The sequence below is a fragment of the Moheibacter stercoris genome (genome assembly GCF_040545805.1).
Classification (GTDB): domain Bacteria; phylum Bacteroidota; class Bacteroidia; order Flavobacteriales; family Weeksellaceae; genus Moheibacter; species Moheibacter stercoris.
Genome location: NZ_JBEPMO010000014.1, coordinates 26,579 through 41,603, shown reverse-complemented (window position 1 = coordinate 41,603; position 15,025 = coordinate 26,579). Strand labels below are relative to the sequence as shown.

The following is a 15,025-nucleotide window of genomic DNA, read 5'->3' as shown; positions in this document are numbered from 1 at the left end:
TAATTCTCCGTAAATTAAACCCAAAATTGATTATATTTGAATAAAATCAAAATTACAGGTTATGAAAAAACTATTTATTTTCTTTCTTTTTCTAACCCTAACCACCAGTTTTTCACAAACCCAAATGAAACGAGCGGGTTTGGATTCGCAAGGAAATTTATTTGTTGAAACTTTTGAAGTTCCAGAAAACACTTTTAAAGCACCAACAGAAATCGATCCTGAACCCTTTTTGTGGTATGGTGCACCCGCTTTTCAATATTCGAAAAATACCAGAGGATTAACTTTGGCCGATCTTGATGGCGATGGGGTAGATGAACTTTTAATTGGTTTAAACACCAAATTTGTAGCCATCAAAGGAGATGGCTCATTGCTATTCGAGAAAACAATGCCTGGGCCAGTGCTTTATCCGCCTGCTGTTGCGGATTTAGACAATGATGGAAATCTGGAAATTGTCATCAATTACGGTTTTTCAACGCTACAAAATGGAATTACAGTCTTGGATAATTCTGGCGAAACAATGGATGGTTGGCCAAAATCCTTTGGTACCACTTTGGCAGGAAATGCCCCAACCGTATCCGATCTAGATGATGATGGAACCTATGAAATTATCACAGCGCAACGTGTAAGCGCAACTTCTGCCTTGATTCATGTGTATAAGGTCGATGGAACTTATTTCAATGAGAATTGGCCTTATGATATCCTTTCGGTTTCTTGTTTTACGCCTTCAGTAGCGGATATTGACAATGACGGTACCAAAGAAATCATTGTAGCCGGATACAACACGGGTTTACATGCAATTCGTCCAGACGGTTCGCTTCTTCCAGGGTTTCCTGTTGCTAATACAGGAGTAGCCTATTCCTATCAGTCCCCAATTTTAGTGGATTTAGATGGAGATGGTGATTTGGAAATTGTAGGTGCTAATCATGGAGATAATTCTGCTTATTATGTACGTGAGCACGATGGGAATTATCGAACAGGTTGGCCAAAAGCTGCTCCGAGTTGGACATACGCACCGCCTACAGTTGCTGACGTTGATGGAGATGGTGAATATGAAATTTTTGCTGGACATCCCAATACCCAAGATGGAGTGCCACTTCCTACCATTTATGGATTTAATCCAGATGCCACCAACCAAGAAAATTTCCCGATTAATAAAGTGGGTGGAAACGAAGGAGTCATAACCATTGCCGACATCAATGATGATGGTGTGATGGAATTAATTTTTGGAAGCAATATCACCGATTCAGAAGGATATGGATTCTTGCATGCCTATTCGGTGGACGGTTCTGGCGAAATCGATGGATTTCCGCTTCGTCCAAGAGGATTTACCTATTTGAATGGTGCCGTTATCGGTGATATCAACAACGACGGAATGATGGATCTATCCTTAAATTCACATACGATGAATTTTGGCGCGGCTACCGATTCAGCTTTTGTGACTTCCTACCATTTAAACGTTCCATTTGATGAAACTAAAATTTTAAGCAATGGCTATAAAAATGGAAATACAAGAGAAGGATTTATTCAACAAGAACCTACTGCAGCAGTAAGTGATTTAGATGATTTATCCATTCAAATCTATCCCAATCCTTCTACTGGAATGTTAAACATTCAAACCCAGAAATCAACCCAGAATTTTCATTTGACTGTTTTGGATATGACGGGTAGAAAAGTTTTCGAACACAGTGATTCACAAAACAAAAAAGACCGAAATTTCCAATTATCCAATTTACCTCCAGGTGTTTATTTAGTTTACGTAAAAGCTGATAAACAGCAAATGAGTACAAAATGGATTAAACGATAAATATTCGTTAAAACCCGGGCTTTTGGTCCGGGTTTTTATTTTTAAATTCATTCGCAAAACATATCTTCGTTCCATGAACAAAGAATTGATACTTAAAAATACCCAAGCTTTTATTTTAAAACAGTTTGCTGGAGAGGGAACCGGCCACGATTATTACCATATTGAACGAGTAGTGAAATTGGCGAAACAAATTGCCGAAGAAGAAAATGCCGATGTTTTTTTAGTGGAATTAGCCGCTTGGTTACACGATTTAGGAGATTATAAACTCCACGATGGCGTGGACCGTTCCATTGAACTAATTTCAGGATTTTTATTATTGGAAGAAGTCGATTCAGAAATCATCCAAAAAGTATTGGAAATTGTTTCCCAAGTTTCATTCTCAAAAGGAAACAAAGCCGAATCTTTGGAAGCCAAGATCGTCCAAGACGCCGACCGTATGGATGCCATTGGAGCAATCGGAATCGCGAGATGTTTCGCTTATGGCGGAAGTAAACAACGCGAAATATACAATCCTGAAAATCCAGACGAAACGTCTATTCAGCATTTTTATGATAAATTATTGAAATTAAAAGATTTGTTGAATACCGATTCTGCCAAGAAACTAGCCGAAGAACGTCATCAGTTTTTAGAAAACTTTTTGGAGCAATTCTATAAGGAGTGGAATGGGAACTAATCGAGAAGTTTCCTATTTTTACGAATCACTTCTAAAAAATGAATCAACTTACTCCTGAAATATTCAATGCCCTTCAAACCAAATTAAAGGTCGGAAATAGACGCGGAATTCACCTCAATGCAATTCCAGGTAATTCCAGATATAAGTTCGATTTGGCGCGACTTTCTGCCATTTTTGATAGTCTCCCGGAACGTTTTATTTTGGATTTGTTGACCTTACGAAATGTCAATTTTAAATTTTCTATTCACGATAAATCTGATTCGGCCAAAGAAGTTTCCAATTCGCGGGATAGTATTTATCTGAACAAATATGATGAGGAAGAAGAAGTTGAGGAAACAAATTTTCAATCGAAAAAAGACGAACTTCTTTTCAAATTAGGACGTAGTTTAGAAAATCTAATTTTTCAAAACGAAGTCATTGAATCCGAAAAAGGAGTGAATTCCTTGGGGTTTGGTTTCCCAATTCTGTTCCGAAAAGATGTAAGTGATGGCCAAATTTCTGCTTCGCCAATTCTGATTTGGTCTGTGAAAATCAAACCTTCTCCCGAAATGAATACTTGGGAAATCAGTCGAACCGAAGACGATCCCATTTATTTGAACGAAGTTTTGATCAACCATCTCCAATCCGATTCAGGCGTGATTCTCGATCCGATTCCCGAAAGAATGTTGGAAGATGGGAAAATTGACAAACCCGAATTGCTTTCGATTTGCCAAAATATTTTGTCCAAATTGAAAATCGAACAAAACCTCGATTTTTTACTCAACAATTATGAACCGATTCCCGCCATTAAAACCAAAGCGGCTTACGATCAGTTGTTGAAAAACAAAGGTGATGGAATCATTGAAAAAGCAGGAATTTTTTCCTTGTTTGAAGTTCAAAAACAAAACATCATCAACGATTACGAAACCTTAAAAAAGGAATTCAAGTCAATCGTTCAACCCGATCACAAAAATTTTCAATCCATCACGGCAATTGAAGCAGATCCTTCACAACAAGGCATTTTGGAATCCTTGAAATCTCAATCCAAAATTCTAATTCAAGGCCCGCCAGGAACGGGAAAAAGCCAAACTTTGACGGCTCTTTTGATCAATTCCTTGGAAAATAAACAGAAAACCATTGTGGTTTGCGAAAAACAAACCGCTTTGGAAGTTTTGCACAATGCGTTGCACAAACAAGGCTATGGGAAATATTCGGTGATGATCAAGGACAGCGTGGCCGATCGTAAATTGGTCGTCGATGCAGTGCGAAAAACCATCGATGAGGTCGGTTTTAAAAAAGCGATTGATCCTTATCCGGAATCGGTGATTCAGGAGCAATTGAGCAATATTCAAGCTTCAAAGCAAACTATCAATTCCATTCATCAAATATTGAATGAAGATTTGATTTCGGAACATAATTGGACGGAAATAATCGGTCAGATTTTAAAAAATACTGAAGATGCCACTCCAATGGAAATTCAAAACATTCGATTTGAATTTTCTGATTCGGAATGGAAAGGAATTCAAAATCTTTTGGAAAATGGAGAGGAATTGTACGGAAAGTTTCAACCCTTAGAAGAAAATGCCTTGTTTCATCCGCAAACGTTGATTCGAAATTCTTTGTTTGAAACACGTTTGAAAGTGGATGAATCTTTTCAGATGTACGAAAGAAGTTGGAACGAAATTCAACAATTGAAATCCGAATTTGAGGTATTTTATCAATCCAAAAGAAGAGAAGAATTTCTTCAACAATTGGAAGAAATCAACCAACTCATTAATCAATCCGAAGTCTTGACTTCAACGCTTTCGGCTGATTCAGAGGTTTACCAAGATCAAACCGATTCGTTTTGGTTCAAGATTTTGGCATTGTTTTCATCTTCCAAGAACAAAGCAAAAGAAACCCGAAAATCTTTGCAAATCATCGGTGCGAAAATGAAAGAATTTAGTTTGCATTCTAATTTTACTCCGATTTCCATTTCGTCCGATTTGCATCAAAATCAAGATGAAATCCGAAATTATCGAACTCAGTTGGAAATTGCCAAACAAAGATTTTCCGATAAATTGAATGAAGATTTTCAGAATTTAGATTTGCTGAATCATTTCGAAGCGAAATTTTCCAATGCTACTTCTGATAAAATTGCGAATTCGGTTCGATCATTAAAGAATTCTATTCAATTGGATAAATGGTTAAATAATAGTGATTTCGGAATGAGTTTTCAAGAATTTGAGTCGCGAATGAATTCAGTTTTCAAACAATTTCATTCGTATAAATCCAATCCAGAAGATCCGTTTCAAATCGAATACAATTGGTATCAATTTTTATCTAATCAATCCGATTTAAATCAAAAATTAATTGAAAATTTAAAACCCATTTCCAATTGGAAAGCGAGTTTACTTTCGGCTTATTTTCAAGAAGTATTGAAACGGAAAACCACTGAAAAGATTGATTTCAATGAAGATGAATACGCTTCATTTTTAAAAAAAATTATTTATTTCAGTTCGTCTCAAAAGAATTTTATCCAAAATTATTGGGACATCGAGCAACGTAATGCAGTTAAAAAATTCGAAACAGAAAACAAAGATTTAACGGTTGCCAATTTGTACAACAAACGCAGAAGCGAAAAGCATAATCGGCTTTCTTTGCGCCAAATTTCAATGAAAGATTTGGATCTGTTTACTAGTTTCTTTCCAATAATTTTGACGACACCTGACGCGGCGAGTAATCTTTTTCAAGGCCGAAACTTCTATTTTGACAATGTAGTTTTTGACGAAGCGAGTCAGTTGAAATTGGAAGACAATTTGCCGGCGATGCTCAAAGGAAAAAATGTGATTATTGCGGGTGATGAGCATCAAATGCCGCCTTCCAATTATTTCAGTCGCGTTTTTGATGGTTCGCTGGAAGATGAAGATGATGCGGAAGAAGAATCAGAAGCGGTTACTGCAAAAAATGCGATGTTGAACATAGAATCGCTTTTGGATTATGCGGTGGAATATCAGTTTGACAAAAACCATTTGGATTTTCATTACCGTTCCCGCCATCCGTATTTGATCGATTTTTCCAACCATGCCTTTTACCAAGCGCGTTTGAAGCCTTTGCCTTCTCTTTCTGATGTGAAACCAATTGAGTTTTTTGAAGCCGGAGGAACTTTTCACGATCATATCAACGAAGAAGAGGCCGATAAAATCTTGGAAATTTTAGAATCCATTGAACCCAAATCCGATGGGACTTACCCGTCAGTCGGAATTGCAACTTTCAACATTACCCAACGAAATTTCATCAAACGCAAAATCATTCAACGTGAAAATGAACCAGAAAACGAAACCTTTTCGGAGAAAATGAGAGGTTTGGAAGCAGCTGGTTTTTTCATTAAAAATTTGGAAAACATTCAAGGTGATGAACGTGATATCATCATACTTTCTACAACTTATGGTAAAAAACGAGACGGAAAATTCATTCAAAGTTTCGGTCCGATTAACCATTCCAAAGGGTATAAATTATTGAATGTCATCGTGACGCGCGCCAAAGAGAAAATTTATGTTTGCAATTCGATTCCAACTGAATTTTATTCGACTTACAAAGAAGCATTAAAGCTAGAAGGAAGCAACAATCGAAGAGCCGTTTTCTATGCGTATTTAGCGTATGCAAAAGCGGTACACGAAGGGAATGAAGAGGCGAGAAGGGAAGTTTTAGAGACGCTTGATCAAATCGCCAATCGTTCAGAAATTCAATATGAAACAACGGAAAGTATTTTTGTGGACGAATTATTCAAACGAATGCGAACCGAATTTCCAGAAGAAGAATTGTACAAAAACTACCGATTTGGTGGTTATTCTATTGATATTTTAGTCAAAAGAAAGAATAATCCGATTGCGATTGAATGTATGAGTAAATCAATTTATGAAAGCGAATTGGGCTATTTAGAAGATTTGCACAAAGAGAAAATCCTTCGAAATTCTGGTTTTGAGTATGTTCGAATTTGGTCTCAAAATGTTTGGCAAAATTTAGATGCGGAATTGTACAAAATCAAGCGAATTCTTTAAGAATCATTCTCCAATTCTTTTCCTATATTTAGGCTTTTAATTCAAAAAAGCACAATGGGAAAGAGATTTATTGTCGTACTATTTATATTCCTTTTCGGAATTTCCAACGCTCAAAAACCCAAAACTTATACTTCGGCAGAAATTTACCACCAAATCCAAAAACTCAATTTTTTGGGTTCGGTTTTGTATGTGGCTGCGCATCCAGACGATGAAAACACGCATTTGATTTCCTATTTGGCGAACGATGTTCACGCACGAACGGCTTATATTTCTTTGACACGCGGCGATGGCGGACAAAATCTCATCGGACCGGAATTGCGAGAGCTTTTAGGTGTGATTCGTACCCAAGAATTGATCAAAGCGCGATCCATCGATGGTGGAATCCAATATTTTTCGCGTGCCAATGATTTTGGCTATTCCAAACATCCCGACGAAACCTTTGAAATTTGGGACAAGGAAGAAGTGATGCGCGATTTGGTGTATGTCATCCGAAAGTTTCAACCCGATGTCATCATCAACCGATTTGATCATCGCTCACCCGGAACTACGCACGGACATCATACCGCATCGGCACTTTTGAGTGTTGAAGCCTTTGATTTAGCAGGGAAATCCAACGTTTTTCCAGAGCAATTGAATCAGTATTCAACCTGGCAGCCGAAAAGACTTTTTTGGAACCAATCTTGGTTTTTTTACGGTTCGCAAGAAGCATTTGACAAAGCCGACAAACGCAATTTATTTGCTTTGGACATTGGTTCTTATTACCAAACTTTGGGTATAAGTAACAGTGAAATTGCGGCGAAAAGTCGTAGTCAGCATAGTTCTCAAGGATTTGGAGCTTCGCCGAAACGTGGGTCTGCAATGGAATATTTGGAAATCATCAAAGGAGATCAGCCCAAAGAAAATTTATTTGAAGGAATTGATACTTCTTGGAATCGAGTGAAAGGAGGAAAGGAAATTGGGGCGATTTTGCAAAAAGTTCAAGACGAATTTGATTTCAAAGATCCGTCGAAATCTGTTTCCGAATTGGTGAAAGCCTATCAATTGATTCAAAAATTAGAGGACAAACATTGGCGCGAAATTAAATCAGAAGAAATCAAAGAAATCATTTATCAGTCAGCTGGATTGTTTTTGGAAGCCGCTTCGAAAACGGTTTTCACAACAGTTGGCGGTGATGTTGAGGTGAACATTGAAGCTATTAATCGTGGGAATTTTCCAATTGAATTAACAGCCATTCACGGCGAAGTAATCCATCAAAAATTAGATTTTAACAAACCAATTTATCAGTCTAAAAAATTGGTCGGAAGTGTATTTTTGAAACCGACGACACCATATTGGTTGGAGGAAAAAGGAACATTGGGAATGTATAAAGTAGCCGATTCGAAATTAATAGGATTACCTGAAAATCCAGCTTCCTATTCGGTAGATTTTACATTGACCATTGCAGGACAAAAATTCACTTATTCCAAACCGGTTGTGTACAAATACAACGATCCTGAAAAAGGTGAAACCTATAAACCGTTCGTGATTTTGCCGAAAGCTTCGGTGAAAATGGATGAAAAAGTTTTGGTGTTTTCAGAATCAAAACCCAAGAAAGTTTCGGTAAAAGTGAAGTCTTTTGCCAATAATCTTTCAGGAGAATTAACCTTAAAAGCACCATCGGATTGGAAAATTCAACCTCAGTCACAAACTGTTAATTTGATGAAATTAGGCGAAACCCAAACGTTTTGGTTTGACGTATTTCCACCGAAACATCAATCGGAAGCTGAATTAATTCCTCAATTAAAGGTTGGAATTGGAATTTATGACCAAGAAGTAATCGAAATCAATTACGAACATATTCCCGAACAGAAAGTTTTGGCTTCAGGTGGAAGTAAAATTGTGCACATTGACATTCAGAAAAAAGGAGAAAAAATTGGATACATTGTTGGGGCAGGAGATGCGGTTCCGGAAAGTTTGAAACAAATCGGATACGAAGTGGACATCCTTTCGCCACAAGCCATAACAGCTGAAAATATTCAGAAATACGATGCGATTGTGTTGGGAATTCGTGCTTTCAATGTCGTAAATGAATTGACCTATAAAAACAAAATCTTATTTGATTACGTCGAAAACGGTGGGAATTTGGTGGTGCAGTACAATACGTCACGTGATGTGTTGACCAAGGATGTTGCGCCTTATGAATTGCAATTGTCGCGTGATCGTGTGACGGAAGAAAATTCCGAAGTGAAATTTTTGGATCCGAATCATCCTGTGTTAAATGTTCCTAATAAAATCATCCAACAAGATTTTGAAGGTTGGGTTCAAGAGCGCGGATTGTATTTTCCAGACAAATGGTCCAAAGAGTTTACGCCAATTTTGGGAATGAATGACAAAGGCGAAAAACAACTGAAAGGAAGTCTTTTGGTAGCGAAATATGGAAAAGGCTATTATGTCTATACCGGAATCAGTTTCTTCCGTGAATTGCCAGAAGGCGTTTCGGGAGCGTATCGATTGATGGCGAACATTCTTTCATTAGGAAAATAAATAAACCTAAACCTTTTCAAGGATTAATTAAAATTAAAATTATGAATCAACATACGACCGAAAACGAAACCAAGGAAGAAGTGAAAACATCTTGGCGCCAATCCTACACTTGGGTGCTTCTGGCAAATGCAGCCTATATTTTGGTGTTTTACATTTTAATGAAAATTTTCGTCTGATGCATTGGTTAGATTGGGTCATATTGGCAGGTTCAATGCTTTTCATCGTCGTTTACGGCGTTTGGAAAACGAGAGGACAAAGCAATGTTCAGGATTTTTTGAAGGGAAATGATTCCAATTGGTTTACCGTCGGACTGTCGGTGATGGCAACCCAAGCAAGTGCAATTACGTTTTTGTCGACGCCCGGACAGGCTTTTCACGATGGAATGGGCTTCGTACAATTTTATTTCGGATTGCCGATTGCAATGGTCATCATTTGTTTGGTGTTCATACCCCTTTATCACAAACTCAATGTGTATACGGCTTACGAATTCCTTGAATCTCGATTCGATTTAAAAACCCGAAGTCTTACCGCTATTTTGTTTTTAATTCAGCGTGGACTTTCTGCGGGAATTACCATTTTTGCGCCGTCCATTATTTTGTCGGCCGTTTTGGGCTGGGATTTGACTTTGCTCAACATCATCATCGGATCTTTGGTGATTATTTACACGGTTTCGGGCGGAACCAAAGCGGTCAACGTAACCCAAAAACAACAAATGGCGATCATAATGTTGGGAATGGGTGTAGCTTTCACGATTTTGGTCTATGCATTACCCGATGGAATTAATTTCTCCAATGCTTTGCAGATTGCAGGCGCTTCTGGGAAAATGGATATTCTCGATTTTTCTTTCGATTTCGATAATCGTTATACGTTTTGGAGCGGAATCATCGGTGGAACCTTTTTGTCTTTGTCGTATTTCGGAACCGATCAAAGTCAAGTTCAGCGCTATTTGAGCGGGAAATCCATCAAGGAAAGCCAAATGGGAATGATTATGAACGGAATGCTGAAAGTCCCGATGCAGTTCTTTATTTTGTTGACAGGTGTAATGGTTTTCTTGTTTTATCAGTTCAATTCTTCTCCGCTTAATTTCAATCCAATTGCAGAAAAAGCGGTTGTGAATTCTGCTTATTCAACTCAATATGAAGAATTAGTAGAAGCGCAGCAGCAAAATTTCGAAGTAAAACAGGAAGTTTTGATGCAATATGCGGTGGCAAATGAAACACGGAAAGCAGATTTGCAAAAGGAAATTTCAGCTTTAAATGAGAAAGAACAAAATTTAAGAACCGAAGGAAAAGCCATCATCAAACAAGCGAATGATTCAGTTGAAACCAACGATAAAGATTATGTATTCATTCATTTTATATTGGAACATTTACCCAAAGGAATCATCGGTTTGTTATTGGCAATGGCGCTTTGTGCTGCGATGTCTTCAACTTCTTCGGAACTGAATGCCTTGGCTACGACGACTACAATGGACCTTTACAAACGCAATCAGAAAAACGAAAAATCAGATCAACATTATGTGAAAGCTTCCAAGTTATTCACGCTGCTTTGGGGCGTTTTGGCGATTCTCTTTGCCTGTGTAGCCAATTTATTTGACAATTTGATTCAATTGGTGAACATCATCGGATCGATTTTTTATGGAAATGTGTTGGGTATCTTTTTATTGGCCTTTTTCTTTCGTTTCATCAAAGCCAATGCGGTTTTTACGGCAGCGATCATTACCCAAATCATTGTAATAATTGGTTGGTGGTTGGATTGGATGCCTTATTTGTGGTTAAATTTATTCGGATGTGGATTGGTGATTATTATTGCCATCATTTTGAATGGATTTTTCCCATACGAAACTAAGATTGAAAAAGGAGAAATCGAGGATTTGGGGAGATGATTGAAATGAAAAATAAATTAGTGAATCAAAAAAAAAATTTGCCAATTCAAAATCAATTTCTACATTTGAAAAATCAATTATGAAAAATTTAGCATTAAATAACAACTGGTGGTGGACTTCGCAACTTCGAAAGTAGTGAAGCAAAACTTGTTGTACCATAATACCAAGCCCGTCTTCACGACGGGCTTTTTTGTTTCTAATAATTTGTAAAAATGAAATTTAAACTGCATACTCACTCAAAAAAAATCCTCGCAGATACCTTGACGCCTGTGTCCATTTATCTACGATTACGCGATAAATATCCGCATAGTATTTTGTTGGAAAGTAGTGATTATCACGCTAATGAAAATGCGTTCAGCTACATTTGTTTCCAACCAATTGCTAGTTTTAAATTGGAAAACAACCAAATTCAAACCCGCTTTCCCGATGGAAATTTCGAACTGAAAAATTTGGAATCTGCAGACAATTTGGTGGAAAAATTAAGAGAATTTGCCGATTGTTTTGAAGCCTCTTCTAATACTGAAAAATTCATTCAAAATGGACTTTTTGGGTATATGAATTACGATTCGGTTCGTTATTTTGAAGATATTTCGATCGATAAAAAAGAAGGAAATTTAGGCATTCCCGATGTGTATTATGCAGTTTATCAGAACATCATTGCCATCAACCATTTCAACAATGAGGCACATTTGATTTCGCAGAGTTTAACAGGAGAAGATTCGATCGATGAAATTCTTGCCCTATTGAAAATAAAATCTTTCGCCGAATATAATTTTCAGCGAGGGGGTATTCCCACTACCAACATTTCGGACCAAGGATATATTGATTTGGTTCATAAATGCAAGGAACATTGTCAGCGTGGCGATGTATTTCAAATCGTCCCTTCCAAGCGTTTCGTGCAGAAATTTTCGGGCGATGAATTCAATGTTTACCGTACGTTGCGAAGCATCAATCCATCGCCCTATTTATTTTATTTCGATTATGGGAATTTTAAAATTTTTGGAAGTTCGCCCGAAGCACAATTAGTGATCAAAGACGGAATGGCAGAGATTCATCCGATCGCGGGAACGGTTCGACGTACAGGAAATGACGAAGAAGATTTGCAACAAGCCAAACGTTTGAGCAATGATGCAAAAGAAAAATCGGAACACGTGATGTTGGTCGATTTGGCACGAAATGATCTTAGCCGAAATGCGGAGCAAGTGAAAGTTGAGACTTTTCGTGAAGTCCAATATTTCTCACACGTCATTCATTTGGTGAGCAAAGTAACGGGGAAAATCAGATCTGGAAAGGAATCTTTACAAGTGGTGGCCGATACGTTTCCAGCAGGAACTTTGACGGGCGCACCCAAATACAAAGCAATGCAATTGTTGAATTCTTACGAAAACATCAACCGTGAATTTTATGGTGGAGCCATTGGATTTATGGATTTCGAAGGAAATTTCAACCACGCGATAATCATTCGTTCGTTTTTAAGCAAAGATTACGAATTGCATTATCAAGCGGGTGCAGGAGTGGTTTCGGAGAGTATTCCTGAAAATGAATTACAGGAAGTGTACAATAAATTAGGTGCGTTGAACAAAGCCTTGGAATTGGCTGAATTAATTTAGAAAGTTGTCCATAGAATTCTTAGTGGTTCTTTGTGTAATAAAAAGAAAAATAGAAATGAAAAAAATACTAGTCATAGACAATTACGACTCATTTGTGTACAATTTGGTTCATTATTTAGAAGAATTGGGTTGTGAAGTGGATGTCAAACGAAACGATAAAATTTCGATGGACGAAGTGGATGCTTACGAAAAAATCCTTCTTTCTCCTGGACCGGGAGTTCCATCGGAAGCGGGAAAATTGATGGAGATCATTAAGAGATTCGCTCCAACAAAAAGCATATTTGGCGTTTGTTTAGGTCAACAAGCTATCGGCGAAGCTTTCGGAGGAAAATTGGAAAATTTAGAAAAGGTTTACCACGGCGTTTCGACTTATGCAATCGTTAAAAAATCAGATGAAATTTTATTCAAAAATGTGCCTTCGCATTTGGAAATCGGGCGCTATCATTCTTGGGTAGTTTCCAACGAAAATTTTCCCGATGAATTAGAAATTACTTCGGTCGATGAAAATGGGCAAATTATGTCTTTACGACATAAAACTTATGATGTTAGAGGCGTTCAATTTCACCCAGAAAGTATTTTGACGCCACAAGGAAAAAAGATTATTGAAAACTGGATAAACAATTAAAACCATTTAAACTAGAAACCAAATCCAATTCGTTAAGAAATTGTGTCAAGGGTAGCAAAAATTGAAAACAATGAGAGCATTAATTAATAGACTAACACACTATGAGCAACTCAGCAAAGAGGAGGCGTACCAACTCTTGGTAGCCATTTCCCGTGGAGAATTTAATCCATCCTCGATTGCTGTGTTGATGGCCGTTTTTATGATGCGACACATCAGTATTGACGAATTGGAAGGGTTTCGAAATGCCTTACAATCTTTATGTAAAAAAGTAGATTTAGATATAGACAACACCATTGATTTATGTGGAACAGGTGGCGATGGAAAAGATACATTCAACATTTCGACTTTGGCTTCTTTTGTTGTAGCGAGTTGCGGAATTCCAGTGACCAAACACGGGAATTACGGCGTTTCTTCGGTGAGTGGAAGTAGCAATGTTTTGGAACAATTGGGCGTGAAGTTTACCGATGAAATTGATGTGCTAAAACAAAGTATCCACGAAGCAGGAATTTGTTTTTTACACGCACCGCTTTTTCATCCGGCGATGAAAAATGTCGCACCAATTCGCAAGGATTTAGGTTTGAAAACCTTTTTCAATATGTTGGGACCTATGATCAATCCAGCATTTCCCAAATACCAAATGGCAGGCGTTTTTGACTTGGAATTGATGCGTATGTATGGGTATTTGTTTCAGAAAGGCGATGTTGATTATACCATTTTACATTCTTTTTCGGGTCACGATGAAATTTCTTTGACAAGCGATTGTAAATTTTTATCAAGTGAAAAAGAAGGAATCATTACGCCAATGGATTTCGATGTGAACTATGTTTCCGATGCGGAAATTTTTGGTGGGAAAACTTTGGAAGAAGCTGCGAAAATATTTGATCAAATTATTTCAGGAAAAGGAACCGAAGCTCAAAATCACGTGGTTTGCGCCAATGCTGCCGTGGCAATTTCGATGGTTAAGAAAATTTCATTGAAAGAGGCATTTGATTTAGCACTTGAAAACCTATTGGTTGGAAAAGCGAAAAATTCCTTGAATAAATTAGTAGTAATCAGTCAGAAAATCGAAATGCAAGCGTAATATAAATTAATGAAAATGAATGTTTTAGATAAAATCATACAGGATAAACGAAAAGAGGTTGAATGTAAAAAGCAGGTTTTGCCCATTAAACAATTGGAATCTTCTCTTTTATTTCAGCAAAAAACCTATTCTTTGAAAGAATCCATTCAAAATGGAACGGGTGTTATTGCGGAATTCAAGCGAAGATCGCCTTCCAAACCTCATTTAAATACGCAATTAAATGTTTGGGATGCGGTAAAAACTTATCAGGATTTTAAAGTTTCCGGAATTTCGGTTTTGACCGATGGGAAATACTTTGGAGGATCTTTGGATGATTTTTTATTGGCTCGTTCGGCGGTGGAAATTCCTTTGTTGCGCAAAGATTTTATCATTGATGAATTCCAAATTTTGGAAGCAAAGTCAAATGGTGCTGATGTCATTTTATTGATTGCTGCGGTTTTGTCGACGGCGGAAATAAAAGCTTTGTCGAAATTTGCGAAAAGTTTGGGATTAGAAGTTTTATTGGAAGTGCATAGTTTGGACGAATTGAATAAATCTTTGATGCCGACTTTGGATATGATCGGTGTGAACAATCGGAATTTGAAAGATTTTACGACTAGCATTCAAACGAGTTTGGATTTGGCTGAATTCATTCCCAATGATTTTGTAAAAGTATCCGAAAGCGGAATTCAAGATGGAACTACCATTCAATTGTTGCGAAATGCAGGATTTCAAGGTTTTCTAATTGGCGAATCTTTTATGAAAACCGATGATTTCGAGCGAAACGCTCAAGTTTTGATGGCTAATTTTTCTTAAGTCAAATTTC

The 15,025-nt window shown here is 37.4% G+C and carries 10 protein-coding genes; all 10 read left to right on the top strand.

Annotation, left to right across the window (positions count from 1 at the left end; genetic code table 11):
- The first annotated feature begins 61 nt into the window (after window positions 1-61).
- Complete coding sequence (locus ABID46_RS10600) at window positions 62-1,804, top strand: T9SS type A sorting domain-containing protein (RefSeq protein ID WP_354509880.1); 1,743 nt, start codon at window positions 62-64, stop codon at window positions 1,802-1,804.
- A gap of 73 nt (window positions 1,805-1,877) precedes the next feature.
- Window positions 1,878-2,477 carry an HD domain-containing protein gene (locus ABID46_RS10595; protein WP_354509878.1) on the top strand — a complete coding sequence of 200 codons (600 nt, stop codon included), beginning with the start codon at window positions 1,878-1,880 and terminating at the stop codon, window positions 2,475-2,477.
- A 38-nt stretch (window positions 2,478-2,515) separates the two neighbouring features.
- A complete protein-coding gene (locus tag ABID46_RS10590) occupies window positions 2,516-6,496 on the top strand; it encodes an AAA domain-containing protein (protein WP_354509876.1) in 3,981 nt (1,326 codons plus the stop codon).
- 54 nt (window positions 6,497-6,550) lie between these two features.
- Window positions 6,551-9,019, top strand: a complete 2,469-nt coding sequence (locus ABID46_RS10585; protein WP_354509874.1) for a PIG-L family deacetylase — start codon at window positions 6,551-6,553, stop codon at window positions 9,017-9,019.
- 41 nt (window positions 9,020-9,060) lie between these two features.
- Window positions 9,061-9,195 (top strand): hypothetical protein, encoded by a 135-nt coding sequence (locus ABID46_RS10580; RefSeq protein ID WP_354509872.1) that lies wholly within the window; start codon window positions 9,061-9,063, stop codon window positions 9,193-9,195.
- Complete coding sequence (locus ABID46_RS10575) at window positions 9,195-10,904, top strand: sodium:solute symporter family protein (RefSeq protein ID WP_354509870.1); 1,710 nt, start codon at window positions 9,195-9,197, stop codon at window positions 10,902-10,904. The genes ABID46_RS10580 and ABID46_RS10575 overlap by 1 nt, the downstream gene beginning before the upstream one ends.
- Window positions 10,905-11,116: 212 nt before the next feature.
- Window positions 11,117-12,514, top strand: a complete 1,398-nt coding sequence (locus ABID46_RS10570; RefSeq protein ID WP_354509868.1) for an anthranilate synthase component I family protein — start codon at window positions 11,117-11,119, stop codon at window positions 12,512-12,514.
- Window positions 12,515-12,569: 55 nt separating this feature from the next.
- On the top strand, window positions 12,570-13,139 hold the full coding sequence (locus tag ABID46_RS10565; RefSeq protein WP_354509866.1) for an anthranilate synthase component II: 570 nt from the start codon (window positions 12,570-12,572) through the stop codon (window positions 13,137-13,139).
- A 70-nt stretch (window positions 13,140-13,209) separates the two neighbouring features.
- Window positions 13,210-14,220 carry an anthranilate phosphoribosyltransferase gene (gene trpD, locus ABID46_RS10560; protein ID WP_354509864.1) on the top strand — a complete coding sequence of 337 codons (1,011 nt, stop codon included), beginning with the start codon at window positions 13,210-13,212 and terminating at the stop codon, window positions 14,218-14,220.
- 15 nt (window positions 14,221-14,235) lie between these two features.
- Window positions 14,236-15,015: an indole-3-glycerol phosphate synthase TrpC gene (gene trpC / locus ABID46_RS10555; protein ID WP_354509862.1), complete on the top strand. Its 780-nt coding sequence runs from the start codon at window positions 14,236-14,238 to the stop codon at window positions 15,013-15,015.
- The last annotated feature ends 10 nt before the right edge of the window (window positions 15,016-15,025 follow it).

What these genes read in the sequence shown, in the direction of transcription:
- ABID46_RS10600 (WP_354509880.1), top strand. Translation starts at nt 62, where the DNA reads ATGAAAAAACTATTTATTTTCTTTCTTTTTCTAACCCTAACCACCAGT.
- ABID46_RS10595 (WP_354509878.1), top strand. Translation starts at nt 1,878, where the DNA reads ATGAACAAAGAATTGATACTTAAAAATACCCAAGCTTTTATTTTAAAA.
- ABID46_RS10590 (WP_354509876.1), top strand. Translation starts at nt 2,516, where the DNA reads ATGAATCAACTTACTCCTGAAATATTCAATGCCCTTCAAACCAAATTA.
- ABID46_RS10585 (WP_354509874.1), top strand. Translation starts at nt 6,551, where the DNA reads ATGGGAAAGAGATTTATTGTCGTACTATTTATATTCCTTTTCGGAATT.
- ABID46_RS10580 (WP_354509872.1), top strand. Translation starts at nt 9,061, where the DNA reads ATGAATCAACATACGACCGAAAACGAAACCAAGGAAGAAGTGAAAACA.
- ABID46_RS10575 (WP_354509870.1), top strand. Translation starts at nt 9,195, where the DNA reads ATGCATTGGTTAGATTGGGTCATATTGGCAGGTTCAATGCTTTTCATC.
- ABID46_RS10570 (WP_354509868.1), top strand. Translation starts at nt 11,117, where the DNA reads ATGAAATTTAAACTGCATACTCACTCAAAAAAAATCCTCGCAGATACC.
- ABID46_RS10565 (WP_354509866.1), top strand. Translation starts at nt 12,570, where the DNA reads ATGAAAAAAATACTAGTCATAGACAATTACGACTCATTTGTGTACAAT.
- trpD (WP_354509864.1), top strand. Translation starts at nt 13,210, where the DNA reads ATGAGAGCATTAATTAATAGACTAACACACTATGAGCAACTCAGCAAA.
- trpC (WP_354509862.1), top strand. Translation starts at nt 14,236, where the DNA reads ATGAATGTTTTAGATAAAATCATACAGGATAAACGAAAAGAGGTTGAA.